Source organism: Streptomyces sp. CNP082 (genome assembly GCF_059570535.1).
This window is the reverse complement of record NZ_JCANSZ010000001.1, coordinates 37,604-61,517: the sequence shown is the minus strand read 5'-3', so window position 1 is coordinate 61,517 and position 23,914 is coordinate 37,604. Positions and strand designations below refer to the sequence as shown.

At 74.5% G+C, this 23,914-nt stretch carries 19 protein-coding genes; 11 read left to right on the top strand and 8 right to left on the bottom strand.

The window, feature by feature from the left end:
* Positions 1–19 precede the first annotated feature (19 nt).
* From B124_RS00250 to B124_RS00235, 4 genes are all read right to left on the bottom strand, one after another.
* The gene (locus B124_RS00250) at positions 20–811 is read right to left on the bottom strand and encodes an amino acid ABC transporter ATP-binding protein (RefSeq protein ID WP_496500755.1); all 792 of its coding nucleotides are present in this window, start codon (positions 809–811) and stop codon (positions 20–22) included.
* Between the two features lie 5 nt (positions 812–816).
* Positions 817–1,596: an amino acid ABC transporter permease gene (locus B124_RS00245; protein ID WP_496500754.1), complete on the bottom strand. Its 780-nt coding sequence runs from the start codon at positions 1,594–1,596 to the stop codon at positions 817–819.
* Between the two features lie 68 nt (positions 1,597–1,664).
* Positions 1,665–2,459, bottom strand: a complete 795-nt coding sequence (locus B124_RS00240; RefSeq protein ID WP_496500517.1) for a basic amino acid ABC transporter substrate-binding protein — start codon at positions 2,457–2,459, stop codon at positions 1,665–1,667.
* Positions 2,460–2,591: 132 nt separating this feature from the next.
* A complete protein-coding gene (locus tag B124_RS00235) occupies positions 2,592–3,827 on the bottom strand; it encodes a citrate synthase (protein ID WP_496500753.1) in 1,236 nt (411 codons plus the stop codon).
* 96 nt (positions 3,828–3,923) lie between these two features.
* On the opposite strand from B124_RS00235, the gene B124_RS00230 reads away from it, so the two are divergent.
* Complete coding sequence (locus B124_RS00230) at positions 3,924–5,087, top strand: citrate synthase (RefSeq protein WP_496500516.1); 1,164 nt, start codon at positions 3,924–3,926, stop codon at positions 5,085–5,087.
* A 74-nt stretch (positions 5,088–5,161) separates the two neighbouring features.
* On the opposite strand, the gene B124_RS00225 is transcribed toward B124_RS00230, so the two are convergent.
* Positions 5,162–6,283, bottom strand: a complete 1,122-nt coding sequence (locus tag B124_RS00225; protein ID WP_496500515.1) for an alpha/beta fold hydrolase — start codon at positions 6,281–6,283, stop codon at positions 5,162–5,164.
* An 83-nt stretch (positions 6,284–6,366) separates the two neighbouring features.
* Here B124_RS00225 and B124_RS00220 point away from each other — a divergent pair, with 83 nt between their 5' ends.
* Positions 6,367–7,293: a LysR family transcriptional regulator gene (locus B124_RS00220; protein ID WP_496500514.1), complete on the top strand. Its 927-nt coding sequence runs from the start codon at positions 6,367–6,369 to the stop codon at positions 7,291–7,293.
* A gap of 172 nt (positions 7,294–7,465) precedes the next feature.
* On the opposite strand, the gene B124_RS00215 is transcribed toward B124_RS00220, so the two are convergent.
* Both B124_RS00215 and B124_RS00210 read right to left on the bottom strand, forming a co-directional pair.
* Positions 7,466–8,875, bottom strand: coding sequence for an SWIM zinc finger family protein (locus B124_RS00215; protein WP_496500513.1), 1,410 nt, complete (start codon positions 8,873–8,875; stop codon positions 7,466–7,468).
* Complete coding sequence (locus B124_RS00210; protein WP_496500512.1) at positions 8,875–11,958, bottom strand: SCO1167/SCO6262 family helicase; 3,084 nt, start codon at positions 11,956–11,958, stop codon at positions 8,875–8,877. The genes B124_RS00215 and B124_RS00210 overlap by 1 nt, the downstream gene beginning before the upstream one ends.
* Positions 11,959–12,200: 242 nt before the next feature.
* Here B124_RS00210 and B124_RS00205 point away from each other — a divergent pair, with 242 nt between their 5' ends.
* The 8 genes from B124_RS00205 (at position 12,201) to B124_RS00170 (ending at position 20,327) form a co-directional block, all read left to right on the top strand.
* Positions 12,201–13,250, top strand: coding sequence for a fatty acid desaturase family protein (locus tag B124_RS00205; RefSeq protein WP_496500511.1), 1,050 nt, complete (start codon positions 12,201–12,203; stop codon positions 13,248–13,250).
* Between the two features lie 186 nt (positions 13,251–13,436).
* Entirely contained in the window at positions 13,437–13,619 is a 183-nt protein-coding gene (locus B124_RS00200) for a tail-anchor membrane protein (protein WP_027746601.1), read from the top strand.
* A 176-nt stretch (positions 13,620–13,795) separates the two neighbouring features.
* On the top strand, positions 13,796–14,575 hold the full coding sequence (locus B124_RS00195) for an MHYT domain-containing protein (RefSeq protein WP_496500510.1): 780 nt from the start codon (positions 13,796–13,798) through the stop codon (positions 14,573–14,575).
* Positions 14,576–14,654: 79 nt separating this feature from the next.
* Entirely contained in the window at positions 14,655–17,723 is a 3,069-nt protein-coding gene (locus tag B124_RS00190) for a sensor histidine kinase (protein WP_496500509.1), read from the top strand.
* Complete coding sequence (locus tag B124_RS00185; protein WP_496500508.1) at positions 17,720–18,157, top strand: roadblock/LC7 domain-containing protein; 438 nt, start codon at positions 17,720–17,722, stop codon at positions 18,155–18,157. Before B124_RS00190 ends, B124_RS00185 begins: the two co-directional genes overlap by 4 nt.
* An 18-nt stretch (positions 18,158–18,175) precedes the next feature.
* A complete protein-coding gene (locus B124_RS00180) occupies positions 18,176–18,595 on the top strand; it encodes a DUF742 domain-containing protein (RefSeq protein WP_496500752.1) in 420 nt (139 codons plus the stop codon).
* Positions 18,576–19,190, top strand: coding sequence for a GTP-binding protein (locus tag B124_RS00175; RefSeq protein ID WP_496500507.1), 615 nt, complete (start codon positions 18,576–18,578; stop codon positions 19,188–19,190). The genes B124_RS00180 and B124_RS00175 overlap by 20 nt, the downstream gene beginning before the upstream one ends.
* Before the next feature lie 102 nt (positions 19,191–19,292).
* On the top strand, positions 19,293–20,327 hold the full coding sequence (locus B124_RS00170) for a DUF6397 family protein (RefSeq protein ID WP_496500506.1): 1,035 nt from the start codon (positions 19,293–19,295) through the stop codon (positions 20,325–20,327).
* A gap of 83 nt (positions 20,328–20,410) precedes the next feature.
* Here B124_RS00170 and B124_RS00165 read toward each other — a convergent pair whose 3' ends face one another.
* Positions 20,411–22,939 (bottom strand): DEAD/DEAH box helicase, encoded by a 2,529-nt coding sequence (locus B124_RS00165; protein WP_496500505.1) that lies wholly within the window; start codon positions 22,937–22,939, stop codon positions 20,411–20,413.
* A gap of 147 nt (positions 22,940–23,086) precedes the next feature.
* On the opposite strand from B124_RS00165, the gene B124_RS00160 reads away from it, so the two are divergent.
* Complete coding sequence (locus B124_RS00160; protein WP_496500504.1) at positions 23,087–23,881, top strand: metal-dependent hydrolase; 795 nt, start codon at positions 23,087–23,089, stop codon at positions 23,879–23,881.
* The last annotated feature ends 33 nt before the right edge of the window (positions 23,882–23,914 follow it).

The window sequence follows — 23,914 nt, the reverse complement described above, 5'->3', positions numbered from 1 at the left end:
CAGCCGCAGCCCCCGCCCGCTACAGCTCCCCGACCTCCGCCGCCGCCGGGTCCAGCACCCGCGCCAGGAACGTCCGCGTCCGCCGGTGCTGCGGGTTGCCGATCACCTGCTCCGGCACCCCCTGCTCCACGATGGTGCCCTCGTCCATGAACACCACCCGGTCCGCCACCTCCCGCGCGAAGCTCATCTCGTGCGTGACCACCAGCATCGTCATGCCGTCGTCCGCGAGGTGCCGCATCACCGCCAGCACGTCGCCGACCAGCTCAGGGTCGAGCGCCGAGGTGGGCTCGTCGAAGAGCATCAGCTCCGGCTCCATCGACAACGCCCGTGCGATGGCCACCCGTTGCTGCTGCCCGCCGGACAACTGCGCCGGATACGACTTCTCCTTGTCCGTCAGCCCCACCCGCACCAGGTTGTCCCGCGCGATCTTCTCCGCCTCCGACCGGCTGCGGCCGAGCACCCGGCGCTGGGCTATGGTCAGGTTGTCCAGCGCCGTCAGGTGCGGGAAGAGGTTGAACGACTGGAAGACCATGCCGATCCGGCGCCGCACCCGGTCGATGTCGCAGTCCGGGTCGGTGAGTTCCGTGCCGGCCACGGAGATCCGTCCGGCGCTCGGCTCCTCCAGCAGGTTCACGCAGCGCAGCAGCGTCGACTTGCCGGAGCCCGAGGGGCCGATGACGCACACCACCTCGCCGCGCGCGACGGTCAGGTCGATGCCGCGGAGCACCTCCAGGTCGCCGAAGGCCTTGTGCAGCCCCTCGACGCTGATGGCCGGCACGTCCGGGGCGGGCTTCTCCGCGGCCTTGTCCAACGTGGTCACCTGGCCTTCGCCGCCTTCGCCTCTAGCCGCCGGACGAGGTGCCCGAGGGGGATGGTGATGATGAGGTAGCACAGCCCCGCGACGAGGATCGGCGTCAGGCTCAGGTTGTCGTTGAGCGCGTCGCGCCCGAACTTCGTCAGCTCCTGCTCGTCCACCGTCAGCCCGAGCACGTAGACGAGCGACGAGTCCTTGGTGAGCAGGATCAGCTCGTTCGTCAGCGGCGGCAGGACGATCCGGAACGCCTGCGGGATCACGATCGTGACCATCGCCCGGGTCTGCGACATGCCCAGCGACCTGGCCGCCTCCAACTGCCCCTTCGGCACGGCCTGGATGCCCGCGCGGATGGTCTCGGCCATGTACGCGGCGCCGACCAGGCCGAGCGCGAGCATCGTGGTGACCAGCAGGTTGATGTTCACCTGGAAGGCCAGCGGCACGCCGTAGCCGAGGGCGATGAACACCAGCAGCGCCGGCACGCCGCGGAAGAGCTCGATGTACGCCGTCGCCAGCCACCGGTTCGGCGGCACCGACGACAGCTTCATCAGCGCCAGCAGCAGCCCGAGCGCCAGCCCGAAGGCGAAGCCGAGCGCCGTGTACGTGACGGTGTTGACCAGCGCGGTGGTGATGACGTCGGGGAACTGGTCCTGTGCGACGTCCAGGTTGAAGAACGCGTCCTTGACCTCGCCCCAGTCGGCGAGCAGGCCGACCGCTGCGGCTGCGGCGAGCAGCGCACCGTACTGCGCGCCGCGCGCCAGCTTCACCCGCTGACGGCGCGTCAGGGACCTGCCGGCGGGCTTTCCGCCGGGCTCGTCGGCGGGCTCGTTGCCGGGCGCTTTGGCGGGTTCTTTCACTGGGGCGCCTCGCCGAACCACTTCTTGTAGATCTTGTCGTAGGTGCCGTCTTCCTTCGCCTTCGCGAGGACGTCGTTGATCACCTTCAGGAGTTCCTTGTTGTCCTTGCCGACGCCGATGCCGTACTGCTCCCCGGTGTCGAACTCGGTGGAGACCTCGAAGTCCGGGCGGTCCTTGACCCAGTCGTAGAGCACGCCGTTGTCGTTGATCGCGGCCGGGATCTGCCCGCCCTCCAGCGCCTGCAACTGCAGCCCGAGGTCCTCGTAGTCCTTGACCTCGACGCCCTCGGCGTTGTCCTGCGCGTACATCTGGCCCGTGGTGTCCATCTGCACACCGAGGCGCTTGCCCTTCAGGGACTCGAGCGAGTCGAAGCCCGAGCCCTTCTTGGTCGCCAGCGCCTGGGTGGCCTCGAAGTACGGGTCGGAGAAGGCGAACTTCTTCTTCCGCTCCTCCGTGATGGTCATGCCGGCCGCGGACAGGTCGCACTTGTTGGAGGCGAACACCGCGCCGGACTCGATGCCTTCGAAGGGCGTGTCGATGACTTCCTGCTCGACGTCCAGTTCCTTCGCGACGAGATCCATCAGCTCGATGTCGAAGCCGACGATGTCGCCGCTCTTCTTGTCCTGGAACTCGAAGGGCTCGTACGGCAGTCCGGTGCAGTTGAGGAGCTTGCCGCTCTCGACGAGCGACACGTCGCCGCTCTGCCCGGACTTCTCGGTGCTGCTGCACCCGGCGAGGAGTACGGCCGCCGCGCCGATGGCTATGAGCGGCAGCGGGGGGCGGTACGACACGATGCCTCCTGGGCAGGTCGGCGCTGGTTGTGTGCTGCTGGAATGCGCATCCTGCCACCGGTCTACGCGCGTGTCGCCGCTCCGGTCATTGCGAGCATGTAACGGAGGCGTGCACATGATCCGTAACGCTCCCTATGGGAGGGGTTGTGCGGGGGGCGGACCGGTGTAACGGCCGCTCGGGCGCATGCGCAGGGGGCGCTCGGCGTACTCCTCCAGCGCATGCGCGATCCAGCCGGCCGTGCGCGCCACCGCGAACACCGTCTCGCCCGCCTCCGCCGGCATGTCCGCCGACACCGACAGCACGGCCAGTGCCAGGTCGACGTTCGGCCGCACGGACACGTGCCGGGCGGTGATCGCGGCGACCTCGCGGGCGGCGGCCAGCGCCGCCGCGGCCCGCGGGATCCCGTCCAGCAGCGCGAACAGCGCCTCGGCGCGCGGGTCCGCGCCCGGATACAGCCGGTGCCCCAGGCCCGGGACGCGGCGGCCGGCGCGCAGGTGGTCGGAGACCACGGCGGCGGCGCTGCCGCGCGCCAGCGCCTCGGCGAGCATGCGGTGCGCGAGTCCGCTCGCGGCGCCGTGCAGCGGGCCGTCGAGGGCGCCGAGGCCGGTGGTGACGACGGCGTACGGGTGGGCGCGGGCGGAGGCGGCGACGCGGGTGGCGAGGGTGGAGGCGGCCAGATCGTGGTCGATGAGCAGGGTGAGCGCGGTGTCCAGGCAGCGCAGGGACGCGGCGTCGGGCGGCAGCGCCGTCAGCCGCGCCCACAGCCGGCGGGCCACGGAAGCGGACGGGGCGTGCGCGGGGCCGGCCAGCGGGAGCGCGGTGGCCATGGTGGCGACCAGGCCGCGGGCGGTGGCGCGGACGGCGTCCGCGGCGAGGTCGAAGCGCAGCGGGTCGGCCGCGGCGGCGGCGACCGCGGCGGCGCGCAGCCGGTCGACGGGCCCGGCGTGGGCGGGCAGAGCGGCGACGGCGGCGGTGGCGGCGGCCAGCAGCTCGGGCGGGGCGGCGAAGGTGGCGCTGGGGGTGAGCCGGCCGGTCCACAGCCAGTCGGCGACCTCCTCGTAGCCGTACGCGGCGGCCAGCGCGGTGGCGTCGACGCCGCGGAAGAAATAGCGGTCGCGCTCGATCAGCGTGATGCCCGTACGGACCGGGGTACCCGCCGGGGTGTCGCCGTCCTCCGCGACGGCGGGGGTGGCGTGCGGGCGGCGGTGGCGGCGGGCGAGCGCGTCGACCTCGCGGGCGTCGAACCGGCTGCCCCGGCCCCCCGGCGCCCTGTGGCTGCTGAGGAGGCCGCGGCTGACGTAGGCGTAGACGGTCTCGGGCTTCACGCCCAGCCGCTCGGCGGCCTCGCGCGTGGTCAGCTCGTCCATCGTCTCCTCGCCCCTCTTGTATTGATCCAATCAAGGTTGACAGACATTTAATCAAGGGTGGACAGTCGAATCAATATCGGAGAGAGGAAGACCGGCATGGCCAGACCACAGGCCGACGCCCCGGCCCCCGCCCCGCGGGGGCTCAGCGGCGTCGTCGTCACCGAGACCCGGCTGGGCGACGTACGCGGACGCGAAGGCTTCTACCACTACCGCCAGTACTCCGCGGTGGACCTCGCCCGCGAGCGCACCTTCGAGGACGTCTGGTACCTGATGTCCGAGGGCGAACTGCCCGACGCCGCGCAGCGCGCCGCTTTCACCGCGCGCACCGCCGAGCTGCGCCACCTGCCCGACGACCTGCGCGACGCGCTGCCCGGCATCGCCCGCTCCAGCGTCCTCGCGGGCCCGCTCGCCGGGCTGCGCACCGCGCTCTCCCAGGCCGGCGCGGCGGCGGACTTCCGGCCGCTGTACGACCTGACGCCGGCGCGGCGCCGCGAGAACGCGCTCGCCGCGTGCGCGATGGTGCCCACGCTGCTGACCGCGCTGCACCGCATCGGCCAGGGGCAGGAGCCCGTCGAGCCGCGCGACGACCTGCCGTACGCGGCCAACTACCTGTACATGCTCACCGGCGAGGAGCCCACCCCCGCCCGCGCGCGGGCGATCGAGGCTTACCTGATCTCCACCGTCGACCACGGCTTCAACGCCTCCACCTTCACCGCCCGCACCATCGCCTCGACCGGCGCGGACCTGGCCGCGTGCCTCGTCGGCGCGATCGGCGCGCTGTCCGGCCCACTGCACGGCGGCGCCCCGAGCCGTGCCCTGGACACGCTCGACGCCATCGGCACGCCGGACCGCATCGACCCGTGGATCCGGGAACGGGTGCTGGCGGGCGAGCGGATCATGGGCTTCGGGCATGCGGTCTACCGCACGGAGGACCCGCGCTCGCGGCTGCTGCGCGGGTTCGCGGAGTCGTTCGGCGGGCCGCTGGTGGAGTTCGCGGTCGAAGTGGAGCGGCGGGTGGTGGAGATACTCGCGGAGCTGAAGCCGGGCCGGGAGCTGCACACGAACGTGGAGTTCTACGCGGGCGTGGTGATGGAGCAGTGCGGGCTGCCGCGGGAGATGTTCACGCCGACGTTCGCCTCGGCGCGGGTGGTGGGCTGGAGCGCGAACATCCTGGAGCAGGCGGAGGACCCCAAGATCATCCGCCCGGCGGCCCGTTACGTGGGTCCGCCCCCGCCGCAGCCGATCCCGCGGGCGGCCTGAGGGACGGGCGCACGGCGGGGGCGCTGGGCCCCGGCGGCTGCACGGCCCCGGCGGCTCCGGGGCCGGGGCGGAGGTCAGCCGGCGAGGAAATCCCGTACCTCGGCCAGGAGCAGGTCGCGGCCGAAGGCCGGGCGCTCCAGGTGGAGGTAGTGCGACGCGTCGGGCAGGGTGCGCACTCGGGCCTCCGCGGCACGGGAGAGGTGCCGGCCGAACCGCTCGGCATCCTCGGGCCGGGACCAGAAGTCGTCCCCGCCGCGGAGCACGAGGGTCCGGGCGCGGATGAGGCCGGCGTCGTAGAACTGCCGTCCCTGCGCGAGGTAGAAGGCGTCGACCAGCGGCCCGGTCGGGTTGCGGAAGCCGGGCGGTGCGGGGGTGTCGGCCGGGGGGCCGTGGCGGAGCGCGGCCTCGCGGTACGCGGCCCGTACCGCAGGGTCGCGGCGCACGTCGGCGTCCTCGCCGGCGGGCAGCCCGGTGTCCCAGCGGGCGGTCAGAGAGTCGGCCGTGACCGCGCGCCAGCCGGGCTGGAGGCGCGGCTCGCCGGGGCGGCCGGGATCCTCGAGCTCGCCCTGCAGAGGCCAGTCGCTCGTGCCCGAGTAGAGGGTGTTGAGCACGACGAGGTCGGTGATCCGGTCGGCGTGCAGCGCGGCGTACATCCCCAGCCAGTGCCCGCCGGTCGCCCAGCCGAGCGCGGCGAGCCGCCTGGAGCGGTGCAGGCGGCGGAGGAAGGTGACGACCGTGCCGATGTCGGCGACGGCCTCGTCGGAGCGGACCTGCGGCTCGGCGTCGGCGGCGGGGGTGCTCATGCCGGGCGGGAGGTCTGAGCGGCCGAAGCCGCGCAGGTCCATGACGTAGACGGGACGGCCGGTCGCCCGCACGAGGTCGGCCGCGAGCGAGCCGCCGGGCACGGGGAGGTCGAACGCGGACGTGCCGTCGGGCCGCGCGCCGTGCACGAGGAGCAGGGGCGCCCTGCGGCGGGGCGGGTGGGGGGCGGTGACCTCACGGACGAAGATGCGGACGCCGTCCGCACCGCGCGTCGTGAAGTCCCGGCGTACGAGGCCGTCGTCGTATCCGTGGACGGCCGTGGTCTGCTCGGCGGCGCTCGTACGGCGGGAGGCGGCGGCCGCGTAGGGGGTCGCCGTCGCGGCGAGTCCGCCGGTGACGCCGGCGGTGGTGCTCAGGAAGTGTCGTCTGCGCATGCCGGTGACCGTAGGCGCGGCCGGTGAGACGAACAATCTATCTCTGTGTGTCAACTGATCGATGCTGCTTATAACCTGAGCTCATGGAGCTGCGCCAGTTGCGATACTTCGTCGCCGTCGCCGAGGAGCTGCACTTCGGCCGGGCCGCCGGCAGGCTGGGCATCGCCCAGTCCGCCCTGTCCCAGCAGATCCGGCGGCTGGAGACCGACCTGGGCGTGGAACTGCTGACCCGTAACCGCCGGCGGGTCGTGCTGAGCCCGGCGGGGGCGGCGTTCCTGCCGGAGGCGCGGGAGACGGTCGCCCGCGCCGCACACGCGGTGCGCGTGGCGCAGCGCACGGCGGCGGGCGAACTCGGGCGGCTCGCGCTGGGGTTCGTCGGCTCGGCGACCGACGAGCTGCTGCCCCGCGCGATGCCCGCCCTGCGGGCGCGCCACCCCGGCCTGGACGTCACCCTGCGCGAGCTGACCAGCTCCGAGCAGGTCGCCGCGCTCACCCGCGGAGAGCTGGACCTCGGGCTCCTCCGCCCGCCGTCGCCGCTGCCCTCCGGCCTGCGCACCCGGCTGCTTACGCGGGAGCCGCTGGTCGCCGCGCTCCCCGCGGACCACCGCCTCGCCAGGGCATCCCGTCTCACGCCCGCGGATCTGCGGGGCGAGCCCATCGTCCGTTTCCCGCGGGAGAAGGGCGCGTGGATGTACGACCTCATCACCGATTACTGCCGCGGCGACGGCGGCCGGCCGCCCGACGTGGCGCAGGAGGCGGTGATGATGCAGACGATCACCGCCCTGGTGGCGGCGGGCACGGGAATCTCCCTGGTCCCCGCCTCGCAGCGGTCCCTGGCCCGCCCGGGGGTGGTGTTCCGCCCGCTGGCGGCGGCACCGCGGCTGGACCTGGTGGCCGCCTGGCCGCACGCCCACCCGAACCCGGCCCGCGCGGCGGCTGTGGAGGTGCTGTCCGCGGTCGCGCCGCGGGCGGGAGCGGCGGCGCCGGGTGGGGCGCGGCCGGGGAGCTGACCGGGAGGGTCGGGGGCGGAGTGCGGGAGGCCGCTGTACGGCGGCCGGGCTTGGCGGCGTCCGGCGCGCGGCGGTGCTGCGGTGCCGGGCGCGGGACAACGACCCTGCCCACCCCGCGTCTTACGGCCATGCCCCACGCCGAAGGCGGCTGTGTGCCCGCCTGCGGCGTGGGTCAGACCTCTTCCAGCACCGTCGCAAGCGCCGCCGCCGGGTCCGGGGCCGGAGGGCCTGCCGGGGTCCAGGCGGTGCCCTCCTTGCGGTACGGCCACCAGCGGCCGTCGCGGCCGTAGCGGAGCTGCGCGCCCGTGCCCACCGCCGTCCAGCGGCTGCCCGTCGCGCGCAGGCGCGGGCGGCTGCCCGGCTCCCAGGCGGCGGCCAACTGGTCCGTGGCGCGGGCCAGGGCCGCCGGGTCCGGCGTCCAGTCGTCCTCCAGCACCGCCAGGCCCGCGGCGCCGCCGTGGCGCCAGGCCCGTACCGCACGCTCCATCCCGCGCCGGTCGCGCCCGCTGCCGCGGGCCAGCCGGACGGCAATGCGCGCCGTCAGCCCGCCCGCCGCGGACTCCGCGGCCCCGGCTCCGGCCGCCGGGCCGCCGCCGGGCGCGGACCAGTGCGTGGCTCCCGCCGCCTCGCCGGCCTGCGGCCCCGCACCGTCCGCGGCCCCGGCCGCCGGACCCCCGCCTGGCCCCGGCGGCTTCGCGGCCGTCGCCGCCATCCGTACCGCGTCCTGCGACACCGTCAGCTCCCGCGGCGGCGGCGTGCGCGCGTGGTCCGGCGCCAGGGCGTCGGCCAGCAGCCGGCGGGCCCGCACCGCCGTGTCCGCCACCAGGAACTCCAGCGCCGCCACGTCCAGCCCCGCCGCCGGCTCCGCACCGCCGGTGAGCACCGGGGGCGTACCCGCCCGGGCCACCGGTCCCGGCACAGGCGGCAGCGGGGGCAGCGATGCCGCCGCCGCGTACGCCTCGTCGGCGCCTACGCCCGGCGCCTCCGCGGAATCCGCGTCCCCCGCGGAACCCCGCGCCGCGCTCCGCTCCTGCAGGTCCGCCAGCAGCCGCGTCTCGCCCCGCCCCCGCATCAGCAGCAGTACGAACGGGTCCGCGTCCAGCAGCCGCGCCACCAGGTAACTCAGCGCCGCCGTGTGCTCGCAGTGGTCCCACTCGCCGCAGCCGCACTCCGGCTGCAGGTCACCGATCCCCGGCAGCAGCGACACCCCCGCCGCCGCCGCGTCCTCGTCCAGCTCCGGCGGCATGTCCCGGTCCAGCAGCGCCGCGATGTGGCCGGCGCGGTCCGCGATGGTGTCCAGCAGCCGCTCCCAGTCGGCGTCGTCGAGCTGCTGCACCAGCACGTCCGTACGGTATGCCGTACGGTCCGCGCCCAGCACCCGCGCCGTGATCCGTCCCGGCCGCACCGCCACGGCGCCCACCGCGCCCGCGCGCGCGTGCCTGCGCCCGCGGCGCAGCAGCGTGGCGTCGAGCACCGTGTCCTCCAGCGCCTGCTGCCAGGCCCGCCCCCACCACGTACGGGCGAACCCGTGGCCCTGGCTCGGCGGCAGCGCCTCGAAAGTCAGCTCCTCCTGCTCCGTCATCACTCGCCCCCTCGCGGCCCGGCCAGCCGGACCAGCTCCGCCAGTTGATCGTCGGACAGTTCGGTGACCGCGGCCTCGCCGGCGCCGCCGAGGACGGAGTCCGCGAGGCCCTGCTTGTGCCGCAGCATCTGCGCGATGCGGTCCTCGATCGTGCCCTCGGCGACGAGCCGGTGGACCTGCACCGGCTGCGTCTGCCCGATGCGGTACGCGCGGTCGGTGGCCTGCGCCTCGACGGCGGGGTTCCACCAGCGGTCGTAGTGCACGACATGGCCGGCGCGGGTGAGGTTGAGGCCGGTGCCCGCGGCCTTCAGCGAGAGCAGGAAGACCGGCGGGGCCTCGTCCGGGGGACAGTCCTGGAAGCGCCGCACCAGCTCCTCGCGCTCCGGCACCGGCGTGCCGCCGTACAGCAGTTGGACGGGGACGCCGCGCGCCGCGAGATGCGTCCGGAGCAGCCGGGCCATCTGCACGTACTGGGTGAAGACCAGCACGCCGGCACCCTCGGCGAGGATCACCTCAAGCAGCTCGTCGAGGAGTTCGAGCTTCCCCGAGCGGCCGGCGATGCGCGGGCCGTCCTCCTTCAGATACTGCGCCGGGTGGTTGCAGATCTGCTTCAGCGCGGTCATCAGCTTCAGGATCAGCCCGCGTCTGGTCATGGCGTCCGCCCCGGCGATCGCCGCGAGCGTCTCGCGCACCACCGCCTCGTACAGCCCCGCCTGTTCTGCCGTCAGCGCCACCGCCCGGTCGGTTTCGGTCTTGCGCGGCAGCTCCGGCGCGATGCCCGGGTCGGACTTGCGGCGGCGCAGCAGGAAGGGGCGGACGAGCCGGGCGAGCCGCTCGGCGGCGCCGGCGTCCGTGCCGGCTTCGGCCTCGCTCCCGCCCGCCCAGGCTGGTCCGTTCCCGCCCGCCCACCCTGATTCCGCCGCGTCTGCGTAGCGCGTACGGAAGCGGCGCAGCGGGCCGAGCAGTCCGGGGGTCGTCCAGTCGAGGATCGCCCACAGCTCGGAGAGGTTGTTCTCCACCGGCGTGCCGGTCAGCGCGACGCGCGCGCGGGACGGGATGGTGCGCAGCGCCTTCGCGGTCGCCGAGAAGGGGTTCTTGACGTGCTGCGCCTCGTCGGCGACGACGAGCGACCAGCCCTCCTGCGCCAGCCGCTCGGCGTCGAGCCGCATCGTCCCGTACGTCGTCAGCACGAACCCGCCGTCCGCCAGCGCCGCCAGCGACCGCCCGCCGCCATGGAACCGGCGCACCGGCGTGCCGGGCGCGAAGCGCTCGATCTCCCGCTGCCAGTTGCCCAGCAGCGAAGCCGGGCAGACCACCAGCGTCGGGCCCGCGGTCTCGCCCTGCTCCTGCCGGTCCAGGTGCAGCGCGATGAGCGTGATGGTCTTGCCCAGGCCCATGTCGTCGGCCAGGCAGCCGCCGAGGCCGAGCGAGGTCATACGGCGCAGCCAGCCGAGCCCGCGCAACTGGTAGTCGCGCAGCGTCGCGGCCAGGGCCGCCGGCGGGGCCGTCGGCTCGCTCTGCGCCTCGGGGTCCGCGATGCGCTTGCGCAGCGCGTCGAGCCAGCCGCTCGCGGCGACCCGGACCCGCCCGCCGGGCACGGCCGGGTCGTCGACCTCGCCGGTCAGCGCGGCGCCGAGGGCGTCGACGGGGGTCAGGTCGGCGTCCTTGCGGTCCAGCGCGCGGCGCACGGACTCGGGGTCGACCAGCACCCAGCGGTCGCGCAGCCGCACCACCGGGCGGGCGGCCTCCGCGAGCCGGTCCAGTTCGGCGCGGGTGAGTTCCACGTCGCCGACCGCGTAGCGCCAGCCGAACGCGACGAGGGCGTCGGCGGACAGGTAGGACGGGCCGGGGCGCCGGCCGTCCGGGTCGTCGGGGGGACCGACGACGGCGCGGGCGGTGAGGTGGCGGGTCAGGTCGCGGGGCCAGTGGACCTCGACGCCGGCCGCCGCCAGGCCCCGGGCACCGGGGCCGAGGAGCGCGGCGAGGTCGTCGTCGCCAAGGTCCACGGCGTCGGGCACGGCCGCCGAGAGCAGCGGGGAGAGCGCGTCCCAGGCGTGGGCGGCGCGGCGCAGCGTGAGCAGGGCCTGCATGCGGGCGCCGGGGCCGAAGTGGGCCGCGGTGCCGGCCCAGACGTCAGCGGCGTCGGCGAGGAGGGTGGCATCGGCGGTGCCGTGCAGTTGCACGACGGCGCGGAAGGCGGGGCGGGCGCCGGTGGTGTCCATGTCGATGCGCAGCGAGACCCGTACCCCCGCGTCGTGCCCGGCGGCGACGTCGTCGGCCCAGGCGCGCTGCTCGGGGACGTGCCGCGGCTCCGGCGCGGCGAACGCCCGCCCGCCGGTGGCGAGCACGGCGGCGGGGGAGCGCGGCAGGCCGTCGGCGACGGCGTCGAGGAAGGTGCGCAGCAGGTGCTCGGGGTCGGGGAGGAGCACGGGTGCGCCGGCGTGCGCCGGCTGTGCGCCGTATGCTCCGGGGCGAGCCTCGGGCCTCGGACCGCCGTCCGGCTCGTACGGGCCGAAGGCCCCCGCGCCGTGCGAGCCTGCCCCGGCCGCCGGCAGCGGCGCCGCGTGTGCCTCCGGCGGCATCGCCGCCGCCAGCTCCCGCAGGTCCCGTACGTCGTCCTCGCCCAGCGGCCCGCAGCGCCAGGCGTCGTACGCGCCCTCGCTCAGCCCCGGCAGCAGCTTGCCGCGGGCGGCGAGGCGCAGCGCCAGCAGCGCGGCCGTGCCCCAGAACACGGCGGCCGGGTGCACGCCGTGCGCGCCGGCAGCGTGTGCCGCCCGGGCGCGGGTGAGCACGGGCACGGCGTCCGCGGCGGACAGCAGCAGCGCCGGCACCTCGCGGGTGCCGCCGCCGGGGACGGCGACGGTCAGCTCGGCGCGGGTGCCGCGCGGGTGGCCGGGCGGGCCGGCGTCGGCCCCCTCGCCGACGGCTTCACCGGCGGCTTCAGCGGCAGCTTCGCCGACAGCTTCGCCGGCAGTGGGGTCGTGGTCGGGGGCCGGGAGCCAGAAGGCCATCCGGCCCGTGCGGGCGGGGTCGGCGGGGAGGAAAAGGGCGGCGCAGCGGGAGAGCGGGGGAAGGGCGGTCACGTACGGACGCACTCCTCAAGTTTGACTACCGGGCGGTCGAGGGTACCCCAGGCGTCGCGGCGGCGGACGCCGCCGCGGAGTGATCAACTTCACTTTTCCGGGTGCGGTGCCGCGGGGGGTGTATCTGGCACTACCTTGTGCCGGGTGGATTGCACCCGGGCGTTCCGGGTGCTGACGTCACCGCGCCGAGCTGCCCGGTTCCGTAGCGTCGAGGTCCTCGAACGAGAGAGACCGGAGGCGCCATGCCGCAGGCCGCTGTCAAGCCGACCACCAAGAGGTCGGCGACCGCCAGGAGTTCGGAGTTCACGCCGCTGCTGCGGGAGGTGAAGGCCGCCGGCCTGCTGCGCAGGCGCTACGGCTGGTACGTCCGCGGCACCGTGATGACGCTGCTGGCGCTCGCCGCGACCGGAGTCGGTATCCACCTCGTCGGGAACAGCTGGTGGGTGCTTTTCCTCGCGGTGCCGGCGGCGGTCTTCTCCACCCGCGCCTGCTTCCTCGGCCACGACGCCGGCCACGCGCAGATAGCCTCGACCCGGCGGGCGAACGGGCTGATGGGCCTGCTCGGCGGCAACCTGCTGATAGGCATGAGCCGCAACTGGTGGAACGACAAGCACAATCGCCACCACGCCAACCCCAACCACGTCGAGAAGGACCCGGACGTCGGCGTCGGCGTCCTGGTCTGGACCCAGCGCCAGGCCGCGGTGCGCGAGGGCTTCTCCCGCTGGTTCACCCGCAACCAGGCGCGGCTGTTCTTCCCGCTGCTGCTCCTCGAGGGCATCAACCTGAAGGTGTCGAGCTGGCGCGATCTGCGCCGCCAGAAGCCGGGCGAGCGCTGGGTCGAGGGCCTGCTGCTGGCCGCCCACCTCGCGGGGTACGCCGCCGTGCTGCTGACCGCCATGTCGCCCGGCAAGGCGGTGGTCTTCGCCCTGGTGCAGCACGCCGTCTTCGGCCTGCACCTGGGGATGTGCTTCGCGCCCAACCACAAGGGCATGGAGATGCTGGACTCCGGCGCCGACCTGGGCCACCTGCGCAAGCAGGTGCTGACCTCGCGGAACGTACGCGGCGGGGTCGTCACCGACTGGCTCATGGGCGGCCTGAACTACCAGATAGAGCACCACCTCTTCCCCAGCATGCCCCGCCCCCACCTGCGCCGGGTCCAGCCGCTGGTCCGCGCGCACTGCGCGGCGCTCGGGGTGCCGTACGTGGAGACCAGCGCCTACGAGTCGTACCGCCAGGCCCTGGCCCACATGCACGAGGTCGGCGAGCCGCTGCGCACCCCCGCCGCCCCGTAGGCGCCGCCGCCCTCTCCTCCTCTTCCTCTCCCCGGCCCGGGACGGGCGCACCTCCCGTCCCGTAATGGGTCCCTCATCCACATGTATGACGCCCTTCGGTCCCGGTCATGGGATAAAGGAACCGGGGGAGCGGCGCGGCCGTTCCCCAGTCGAGGGCGGTGTGCCGCCGCTGTAGGAGGCAGGAAGATGTCGAATCGAGGGAAGGTCGCGGCCGGCGGGGTGGCGGTCGGCTTGCTGCTGTGGTGGCTGACGTCGTTCTGGATCGCCGTGCTGGTGATCGTCGGTGTGCCGGTGGCCGCCTATCTGGCTCTCGACCCCGGGCAGCGCCGCAGGCTCAAGAGGGTGACACGCAAGGAGCTCGGTCGCTGACCGTGCGCCCCCCGTGCGGAGGTACGTGACCGAGGGGCACATGCCGCAACAAATGTGCCAGAGACGTGCCTCCTGGGGCGCCATCTGATCGATCGAGGGCTTGACTCTGTCAAATTCGGTCAGGTTTGGCATGCGCCCCGGTCGTGCGCCCCCAACCGGACTAGCGTCCCTGAGACATGGGACACCTCGACCACGCAGCCTACGGGTGGCTGACACCCGTCCTCTCGTACGCGATGGCGTGCATCGGCATCGCGCTCGGGCTGCGCTGCACCGTCCTGGCGCTGGCGGCCCCCACCGCCCGCTCCCGGCGCAACTGGCTGATCATCGCCGCGTCCGCGATCGGCACCGGCATCTGGACGATGCACTTCATCGCCATGCTGGGCTTCAGCGTCAGCGGTACCGAGGTCCGCTACGACATCTCCCGCACCGTCCTCAGCCTCGTCGCCGCCATGTCCGTCGCCGGAGCCGGCGTCTTCGCCCTCGGCCACGGCAGTGCCCGCGTTCCCGCCCTGCTGGCCGCCGGCCTCGCCACCGGCCTCGGCGTGGTCGCCATGCACGTCATCGGGATGTCCGCCGTACGCCTGCACGGCTCCATCGGCTACGACCTCCGGGGCGCGGCCCTCTCCGCCCTGCTCGCGGTCGCCACCGCGACCGCGGCGCTGTGGGCCGCGCTCAACGTCCGCTCCCCGCTTGCCATGGGCGTCGCCTCCCTCGTCATAGGGGCGGCGGTCACCAGCATGCACTACACCGGGATGGCCGCCGTGTCCGTGACCGTCACACCCTCGTCCGAGGCCCTGGCCGGGGCCACCGCCACCCAGTTCGTCTTCCCGCTGACCGTGGGACTCGGCTCGTACCTCTTCCTCACCTCCGCGTTCGTCGCGCTCACGCCGACCGCCGCGGAACGCGCCGCCACCGTTTCCGCCCAGCGCCTGACCCGAGCGCCCGGCGCGGTCTAGCAGGCCGCACCGCTCCCGCACGCCGGCCGGACGGACCCCGCGGGGCGGGCCGGTCCCCGCAAACCGATACGAGGTGGCCATGCGAACCCCGGACAGCAACCCGCCGAGCGGCCCCTCCGGTACGCGGCCCGCGCCCCCGGACGCCGACGGGCCCGGCCGGCCGCCCGGCGCCTGGGAGCGGGCGTACCCGCCGGAGCGCGCCGGGGATCCGGAGGGCTCCGGAGGTTTGGATGAGACCGGTGCACAGAAGACGCCGGTGCCGCGCAACCGCGGGCGCCGGCGGCTCGGGCCCCGTACCGTACGCGCGCGTGTCATCTGCCTGCTGACCGTGCCGGTCGTCTCGCTGATCGCACTGTGGGGCAACGCCACCGTCGACACCGCCCAGGACGTCTCCCGGCTGCACCGTGCCGAAGAGATCGAGACCCAGGTGCGGCAGCCGCTCGCCGCCGCCGTCGCGGCCCTGCAGGACGAACGGCGGGCCGCCGCACGCTACCTCGCCGGCCCCGCCGACGACCGCCGCGGCGCCTACGGCGCGGCGGCCACCCGCACCGACCGGGCCGTCGACCGGCTGCGCCTCGGCGGCGGCCACAGCGTCGCGGTGGGCGTGGACCTGCCCGGGGGCGTCGTCCGGCGGCTCGACGGCTTCGTCGCGGGTACGGAGTCGCTGGGCCGGCTGCGTACCGCGGTGGAGGCCCGTACGACGGACTGGTCACGGACGTACGCGCGGTACACCGGGGCCGTCGACCGCGCTTTCGGCGTCCTCGGCGCGCTGACGGGCGTCGAGAGCGCCGAGACGGCGTCCGAGGACCGGGTGGTCCTGGAGTTCGGCCGGGCCGGCGAGATGCTCGCGCGCGAGGACGCGCTGCTGGCCGCCGGGCAGGTGCGCGGGTCGCTCAGCGCCGCGCACCGCCGTGCCTTCGCCGACGCCGCGTCCGCCCGCGCCGTGCTGGAGCAGGGTTCGGCCGCCGACCTCGGCGGCGGTGAGGCGGCGGTGTGGCGGCAGGCCCGCGAGAGCGAGGCGTACCGTACGCTCGCCGACCTGGAGGAGGCCGTGCGGGAAGCGGACTCCGGCACCGCCGCCGTCGCCGCCGCTCCCGCGCGGGCATGGGAGGAGCCGTACGAGGAGGTGGCCGGCGCCTTCCGCGGCGTCGGACGGGAGTACGCCGCCGACGCCGGCCGCACCGACCCCGTCGCCGACGGCGTCCTCACCGCCTCCGGCGCCGCGGCGGTCCTGGGCCTGGCAGCCGTGGCCGCGGCGCTCCTCATCTCCGTACGGATAGGCCGCGGGCTCATCGTCGAACTCGTCGCCCTGCGCGACTCCGCGCTCGCACTCGCCCGCCGCAAGCTGCCGGACGCGATGCGCAGGCTGCGCGCCGGACAGGAGATCGACATCGCCGGCGAGGCACCCCGGGGGGACCCGGGCGAGGACGAGATGTCCCAGGTCGGCGAGGCCCTGACCACCGTGCACCGGGCGGCGCTGCACGCCGCCGTCGAGCGGGCCGAGCTGGCGAACGGCATCTCCGGGGTGTTCGTCAACCTCGCCCGGCGCAGCCAGGTGCTCGTCCACCGCCAACTCGCCCTGCTGGACAGCATGGAGCGGCGCGCCGAGGACCCCGAGGAACTGGACGACCTCTTCCGGCTCGACCACCTCACCACCCGGATGCGGCGCCACGCCGAGAGCCTGATCATCCTCTCCGGCGCTGCCCCCGGCCGCGCGTGGCGCATGCCCGTCCTGCTGCAGAGCGTGGTGCGGGCCGCGGTCTCCGAGGTGGAGGACTACACGCGGGTCGAGGTGCGGGCGCTGTCGGACGTGGCGGTGGTGGGCGCGGCCGTGGCCGACCTGACGCACCTGCTGGCGGAACTGGTGGAGAACGCCGCGCAGTTCTCGCCGCCGCACACCAAGGTGCGGGTGTACGGCGAGCAGGTCGGCAACGGCTACGCGATCGAGGTCGAGGACCGCGGGCTGGGCATGGGCACGGACGCGCTGACCGCGGCGAACCGGCGGATACGGCAGTCGGAGGCGCTGGACCTGTTCGACAGCGACCGGCTGGGCCTGTTCGTCGTGAGCCGGCTGGCGGCGCGGCACGGGATCCAGGTCAGCCTGCGGAAGTCGGCGTACGGGGGGACGACGGTGGTGGTGCTGCTGCCCACGGCGCTGCTGCAGGCGCCGGGGGAGGGGGCGGTGGAGCCGGGGGGCGGGGCCCGGGGGGCGGCGGCGCGGCCGTTCCCGGGGGGGTCGGTTTCGGGGGTGCCGGGTGCTTCTGGCGGGGGCAGTGGTTCTGAGGGGGCGGGGCTGCCGGGTGGTTCGGAGGCGGCGGGGTTGCCGCGTGGGGCTGATGTTCCGGGGGTAGGAGCGTTGTCGGGGGTGGCTGGGGTGCCTGGGGGGCCTGTGGGGCCTGTGGGGCCTTCGCGGGGCGGATTGGACGGGGGCGGCGCCGGCGCGCACGCCGCGGAGAACGGGGCGGGTGTGGCGGAGAACGGGCTGCCGGAGCGGCGGGCCGGGCGGGCGCTGCCGGGGCCGTGGAGCACGGGTGCCGGGCCCGGGGCGCCGGCCGGACAGGCCGCGGGGGAGCGGCCGGTGCCGGCGTCGCGGGAGGACGTGGTTCTGCTGCGGGCCCGGCTCGGCGTGGATCCGGCGGGTGGTACGGCGGACGGGGTGGACGGCGGTGCAGGGTCCGGGGGCGGCGCGGGGGCGGCCCGGGGCGGTCGGGCGGTGGACGGGGGGCCCGGGGACGGGTCCGGGACGTACGCGGGGCGCGCCGGGCAGGAGGCGGCTGCCGTCCAGTCGCGGGGAAACGTCACAGAGCTGCCCGTGCGCGTACGGCAGGCGAGCATGGCGCCGCAGTTGCGGCTGCAGCCGGACTCCGGCGGCGCCGCGGACGCGGAGGACGACGCGGACGACGCGGACGACGCCGCGGACACCGGCGGGAGGGACGCCGGCCCGCAGGGGGAGACCGGCCCCGCGGGCACCCCCGCACCGCGGCAGCGCACGCCCGAGGAGGCGCGCGCACGCATGGCCGCGTACCGCAGCGGCTGGTTACGCGGCGGCGGTCGCCCACCGGGCCGCCCCTGTGACGGCGAACCGGGCGGCGAGCGCCGGGAGCCGGACGAGACCGCGCACACGTCGAAGGAAGGAGATCGCCCATGATCGAGCCGGACACCGTGCACACGCAGAGAACCGGGGGACTCGACTGGGTGCTGGACGACCTCGTCAGGCGAGTCGCCGACGTGCGCCACGCCGTGGTGCTCTCCGGTGACGGCCTGGCGGTCGGCAACTCGAAGACCCTCTCCCGCGAGGACGCCGAGCACCTGGCGGCGGTCGCGTCCGGCTTCCACAGCCTCGCCAAGGGCGCCGGGCGGCACTTCCGCGCCGGCGGCGTACGGCAGACGGTGGTCGAGATGGACGACGGCTTCCTCTTCGTGGCCGCCGCCGGGGACGGCACCTGTCTCGCCGTCCTCAGCGCCGCGACGGCGGACATGGGGCTCGTCGCGTACGAGATGGCCCGCCTGGTCACACGGGTGGGCGAGCATCTGCACACCGCACCGCGAACGGCCGCGGCGAAACCGCGGAATCCGGGCTGAGTGCGGCGGTGACACATGATGACTGAAGAGATGAGCGGCACTCCTCCGCACCACGGCAGCCACTGGTATGACGCCGAGGCCGGCCCGCTGGTCCGCCCGTACGCGATGACCGGCGGCCGGACCCGGCCGGTGACGACCACGGTGCGGTTCGACCTCATCGCGCTGATCGACCTGGAGGAAGAGGCGCTTGAGGCCGCGGGGAAGGAGGCCGAGACGTTCGGGCCCGAGCACCGGACCCTCATCGACCTCTGCCGGATCGAGACCCAGTCCGTCGCCGAGCTGGCGGCGGAGACCGATCTGCCGGTGGGGGTGGTACGGGTGCTCCTCGGCGACCTGGTCGAACTCGGCTGCGTGCGGGTCAGCAGGCCCGTACCGCCCGCGCAGCTTCCCGACGAGAAGATCCTGAGAGAAGTGATCGATGGACTCCGCGCCCTCTGACCGCAGGGTCGACGACGCGCTGGCGCTGAAGATCCTCATCGCCGGCGGGTTCGGGGTGGGCAAGACCACCCTGGTCAGCTCCGTCAGCGAGATCCGTCCGCTGCGCACCGAGGAGCAGTTGAGCGAGGTCGGCACCGCCGTCGACGACACCGGTGGCGTGGACGAGAAGACCACGACCACCGTGGCGATGGACTTCGGCAGGATCACGATCCGCGCCGGGCTCGCCGTCTATCTGTTCGGCACGCCGGGGCAGGACCGCTTCTGGTTCCTGTGGGACGAGCTGGCCACCGGCGCGCTGGGCGCGGTGGTGCTGGCCGACACCCGCCGGCTGCAGGACTGCTTCCCGGCGGTGGACTACTTCGAGCACCGCAGCATCCCGTTCATCGTCGCGGTGAACTGCTTTCCCCAGTCGCGCAGTTACGGGGCCCACGAGGTGGCCCGTGCCCTCGATCTCGACCAGGGCACTCCCGTCGTGCTGTGCGACGCGCGCGACCGCGACTCCGGGAAGGAAGTGCTGATCCGGCTGGTCGAGTACGCGGGGCGGGTGCACACCGCCTGGCTGCTCGACCCGGTCGGCACGGAGCCGGTGGGGTGAGCACGTTATCCACAGGGGGAGGCGGGGAGGGGAGCGACGCGCTAGTCTCGTCACCGAGAGTAATCGAGTGACGGCTTTCGGGCGACGACGGGGGAGACGGTCATGGCGGTACGGACTGAGGCGGGCACGGCGGCGCGGGCGGCCGGCGGCGCGGGGGAGCGGGCGGAGCTGCTGCCGTTCGGCCGGGCGGCGGCGGAGCTGGGGCTGCTGCCGCGCGAGTTGGAGCTGGCGGTCCAGCTCGGGCTGGTGCTGACGGCGCCGCCGCGGCGGGCCGGCGGGCGGCGCCGGGTGGCGCGGGCCGAGGTGGCGCGGCTGCGGGCGCAGGACGGCGCCGGGGGCGCCGGGTCGGAAGGTGTGGCTGCGCTGCGTGAGCGGCTGCGGCTGGTGGGGACGGTTGCGGGAGCGGAGGAGCTGGGCATCTCGCCGATCCGCTTCACGCGGCTGGCACGGGCCGGGTGCTTTGCGCCCGCGCGGTTCTATGTGAACCGGTATCGCGTCGTGGTCTGGCTGTATCTTGCCACGGAGGTGGAGCAGTTCGGGGAGCGGGAACCGGGGCTGCTGCGCGGACCCCTGCCGCCGGCGATGCGGGCGGAGCTGGCCGGCGGCGCGGACGTCCGGGCCCGCGGCTGGCGGCAGCGGCGGGTGGAGCAGCTTCTCGCGGAGCGGGTCGACCCGTGGGAGCGGGCGGGCGCGTATGCGGCGGTGCTGAGCGACGCGGAGCTGACGGAGGAGGTGCCCGACGCCGGGGAGCGGGCGCGTGTCGTCGCGCACCGGGCGGAGCTGGCCGCCCCGGCGCGCGGAGGCAGCGAGACGGCCCGCCGGGTGGTGGAGGAGCTGCTGCTGGCGGAGTCGGACGAGGAGGCGCTGGCCTTCCGGCTTGGCCTGGCGGTGGAGCTGGTGGCGGCGCGTGCCGAGCGTGCGACCCCGCCGGCGGCCGCGCTCCCGGCGCCCGCGCCACCCCCGGGCAGCGCCCCGCCGGCGCGGCCGGCGGGAGGGACACGGCCACGGCGCGCCAGTCTCACCTGGCTCCGCCGCGGCCGGCGCCGGCGCACGGGCCTGCCGCGCGGACGCGAGGGCGGCCGGTGGCGGCGGCCGGCGACCCGGGGTGGTGACGCACCGGACGGGCGGCCGGACTGACGGGCCGAGCCGGTCCGTGACCGGGCGCCGGCCGCCGGGCTCAGCGGTCCGCGCCGGGCCGCCGCGTGGCCGTGCGGTGCGGGTCAGCCGGCGGGCCGGCTCAGGGGGCCGACGTCGGTGACGCGGAGGACGGCGCGGCCCTCGGCGTCGGAGGCGGTGAGGTCCACCTCCGCGGAGATGCCCCAGTCGTAGTCGCCCTCCGGGTCGGCGAAGGTCTGCCGGACACGCCACAGCGCGTGCTGCGGATCCTCCTCGATCCGCAGCAGCCGCGGCCCGCGGGCGTCCGGCCCGGTGCCGATGTCCTCGTACTCCTCCCAGTACGCGTCCAGCGCCTCGCCCCAGCGCTCCGCGTCCCAGCCGGACTCCTCGTCCAGCGCGCCCAGCTCGTCCGCGTCGTCGAGCGCCGCCAGCTCCACCCGGCGGAAGAGCGCGTTGCGCACGAGGACCCGGAAGGCGCGCGCGTTGGCCGTCACCGGACGCACCTGGTCGGCGTGCTCCATGGCCTGCTCGGCGGTCTCCTCGGCCGGGTTGGCCAGTTGCTCCCACTCGTCCAGCAGGCTGGAGTCGACCTGGCGGACCATCTCGCCGAGCCAGGCGACGATGTCCTCGAAGTCCTCGGACTTCCGCTCGTCCGGCACGGTGTGGTCCAGCGCCTTGTACGCGCTGGCGAGGTAGCGCAGCACGATGCCCTCGGTGCGGGCCAGTTCGTAGAAGGAGACGAACTCGCCGAAGGCCATGGCCCGTTCGTACATGTCACGGATGACGGACTTGGGGGACAGGGGGTGGTCGCCGACCCAGGGGTGGCTCTTGCGGTACAGGCCGTAGGCGTGGGACAGCAGCTCCTCCAGCGGCTTGGGGTAGCCGATGTCCATCAGCCGCTCCATCCGCTCCTCGTACTCGACGCCGTCCGCCTTCATCTGGGCGACCGCCTCGCCGCGCGCCTTGTTCTGCTGGGCGGCGAGGATCTGCCGCGGGTCGTCGAGGGTGGACTCCACCACGGAGACCATGTCGAGCGCGTAGGAGGGGGACTCGGGGTCGAGGAGGTCGAAGGCGGCCAGGGCGAAGGTCGACAGCGGCTGCTGGAGGGCGAAGTCCTGCTGCAGGTCGACGGTCAGGCGCACGATGCGGCCGTGTGCGTCCGGCTCGTCGAGCTGCTCCACCACGCCGCCGTCGAGGAGGGAACGGTAGATCGCGATGGCGCGGCGGATGTGCCGGAGCTGCTGCCTGCGCGGCTCGTGGTTGTCCTCCAGCAGATGGCGCATCGCGGAGAAGGCGTTGCCCGGACGGGCGATGACCGACAGCAGCATGGCGTGGGTGACGCGGAAGCGGGAGGTGAGGGGCTCGGGATCGGCGGCGATGAGCTTCTCGAAGGTGTTCTGCGACCAGTTGACGAAGCCCTCCGGCGGCTTCTTGCGCACCACCTTGCGGCGCTTCTTCGGATCGTCGCCGGCCTTGGCGAGCGCCTTCTCGTTCTCCACGACGTGCTCCGGCGCCTGCGCCACCACCAGCCCGGAGGTGTCGAAGCCGGCCCGGCCGGCGCGTCCGGCGATCTGGTGGAACTCGCGGGCCCGCAGCGTGCGCACCCGGCTGCCGTCGTACTTGGTCAGCGCGGTGAACAGCACCGTGCGGATGGGCACGTTGACGCCGACGCCCAGGGTGTCGGTGCCGCAGATGACCTTCAGCAGCCCGGCCTGCGCCAGCTTCTCCACCAGCCGCCGGTACTTGGGCAGCATCCCGGCGTGGTGGACGCCGATGCCGTGCCGGACGTAGCGGGAGAGCTGCTTGCCGAACCGGGTGGTGAAGCGGAAGTTGCCGATGAGGGCGGCGATCTCGTCCTTCTCGGCCCGGGTGGACATGTTGATGCTCATCAGCGCCTGCGCCCGCTCCACCGCCTGGGCCTGGGTGAAGTGCACGATGTACACCGGCGCCTGCCGGGTCTCCAGCAGCTCCGTCACCGTCTCGGTGAGCGAGGTGGTGCGGTAGTCATACGACAGCGGCACCGGCCGGGTCGCCGAGCGGACCACCGCGGTGGACCGGCCGGTGCGCCGGGTCAGGTCCTCCTCGAAGCGGGAGACGTCGCCGAGCGTCGCGGACATCAGCACGAACTGCGCCTGCGGCAGCTCCAGCAGCGGGATCTGCCAGGCCCACCCGCGGTCCGGCTCGGCGTAGAAGTGGAACTCGTCCATCACCACCTGGCCGACGTCGGCGTCCCTGCCGTCGCGCAGCGCGATGGACGCCAGTACCTCGGCGGTGCAGCAGATGATGGGCGCGTCGGCGTTGACGGAGGCGTCGCCGGTGAGCATGCCGACGTTCTCCGTACCGAAGATCTTGCACAGGTCGAAGAACTTCTCCGACACCAGCGCCTTGATCGGCGCGGTGTAGAACGAGACCTCGTCCCGCGCCAGTGCCGCGAAGTGCGCACCGGCCGCGACCAGCGACTTCCCGGAGCCGGTGGGGGTGGACAGGATCACGTTCGAGCCGGAGACGACCTCGATCAGAGCCTCTTCCTGCGCCGGATAGAGGGAGATGCCCCGCTCCTCGGTCCAGGAGGAGAATGCCTCGAAGAGGTCGTCGGGGTCGGCGGTGGGCGGGAGCTGATCGATAAGGGTCACCCGTCCATACTGCCCCCAGCCGCCGCCGAAGTGTGAACCCGCGGTACGTCTGAAGATCACCCGCGCTAGGCTGTGCCGCCGAGGGGCGGAGCCGGTGGGGCCAACGGCCGTTCACCACACGGGCGGACGAGGGGTGGGGGAGCGTTCATGATGGGTCCAGCGCACTCGCTTTCGGGGGCGGCGGCGTGGCTGGGGGTGGGCGCGGCGGCCACCGCGGCGGGCCACGAGATGCCCTGGCCCGTGCTCGTCGTCGGCGCCCTCATCTGTGCCGGCGCGGCCCTCGCGCCCGACCTGGACCACAAGTCGGCGACCATCTCCCGCGCCTTCGGCCCGCTGTCCCGCATCCTCTGCGAGGTCATCGACAAGCTGTCCGCAGCCGTCTACAAGGCCACGAGGAAACCCGGCGACCCCCGCCGCTCCGGCGGCCACCGCACCCTGACGCACACCTGGGTGTGGGCGGTCCTGATCGGCGCCGGCTTCTCCGCCCTCGCCGTCCTCGGCGGCCGGTGGGCGGTCCTCGGCACCCTCTTCGTCCACATGGTGCTGGCCATCGAGGGGCTGCTGTGGCGGGCCGCCCGAGTCTCCAGCGACGTGCTCGTGTGGCTGCTCGGCGCCACCAGCGCCTGGATCCTGGCCGCCGTCCTCGACGAGCCGGGCAACGGCTCCGGCTGGCTCTTCACCGAGCCCGGCCAGGAGTATGTGTGGCTGGGCCTGCCCATCGTCCTCGGCGCCCTCGTCCACGACCTCGGCGACGCCCTCACCGTCTCCGGCTGCCCCGTCCTGTGGCCGATCCCGGTGGGCCGCCGCCGCTGGTACCCCATCGGCCCGCCGGACTTCATGCGCTTTCGCGCCGGCAGCTGGGTCGAGCTGAAGATACTGATGCCGGCCTTCATGCTGGCCGGCACCGCCGGCGGCCTCACCGCGATGGGCGTCATCGGCTGACGGTGCCCCGGCCCGCCCCGTCTCAGGGCCGTC

Coding starts and splice junctions, on each gene's coding strand:
- B124_RS00235 (WP_496500753.1), bottom strand. CDS start 3,827: ATGGACGAGCTGACCACGCGCGAGGCCGCCGAGCGGCTGGGCGTGAAG.
- B124_RS00230 (WP_496500516.1), top strand. CDS start 3,924: ATGGCCAGACCACAGGCCGACGCCCCGGCCCCCGCCCCGCGGGGGCTC.
- B124_RS00225 (WP_496500515.1), bottom strand. CDS start 6,283: ATGCGCAGACGACACTTCCTGAGCACCACCGCCGGCGTCACCGGCGGA.
- B124_RS00220 (WP_496500514.1), top strand. CDS start 6,367: ATGGAGCTGCGCCAGTTGCGATACTTCGTCGCCGTCGCCGAGGAGCTG.
- B124_RS00215 (WP_496500513.1), bottom strand. CDS start 8,875: ATGACGGAGCAGGAGGAGCTGACTTTCGAGGCGCTGCCGCCGAGCCAG.
- B124_RS00205 (WP_496500511.1), top strand. CDS start 12,201: ATGCCGCAGGCCGCTGTCAAGCCGACCACCAAGAGGTCGGCGACCGCC.
- B124_RS00200 (WP_027746601.1), top strand. CDS start 13,437: ATGTCGAATCGAGGGAAGGTCGCGGCCGGCGGGGTGGCGGTCGGCTTG.
- B124_RS00195 (WP_496500510.1), top strand. CDS start 13,796: ATGGGACACCTCGACCACGCAGCCTACGGGTGGCTGACACCCGTCCTC.
- B124_RS00190 (WP_496500509.1), top strand. CDS start 14,655: ATGCGAACCCCGGACAGCAACCCGCCGAGCGGCCCCTCCGGTACGCGG.
- B124_RS00185 (WP_496500508.1), top strand. CDS start 17,720: ATGATCGAGCCGGACACCGTGCACACGCAGAGAACCGGGGGACTCGAC.
- B124_RS00180 (WP_496500752.1), top strand. CDS start 18,176: ATGACTGAAGAGATGAGCGGCACTCCTCCGCACCACGGCAGCCACTGG.
- B124_RS00175 (WP_496500507.1), top strand. CDS start 18,576: ATGGACTCCGCGCCCTCTGACCGCAGGGTCGACGACGCGCTGGCGCTG.
- B124_RS00170 (WP_496500506.1), top strand. CDS start 19,293: ATGGCGGTACGGACTGAGGCGGGCACGGCGGCGCGGGCGGCCGGCGGC.
- B124_RS00160 (WP_496500504.1), top strand. CDS start 23,087: ATGATGGGTCCAGCGCACTCGCTTTCGGGGGCGGCGGCGTGGCTGGGG.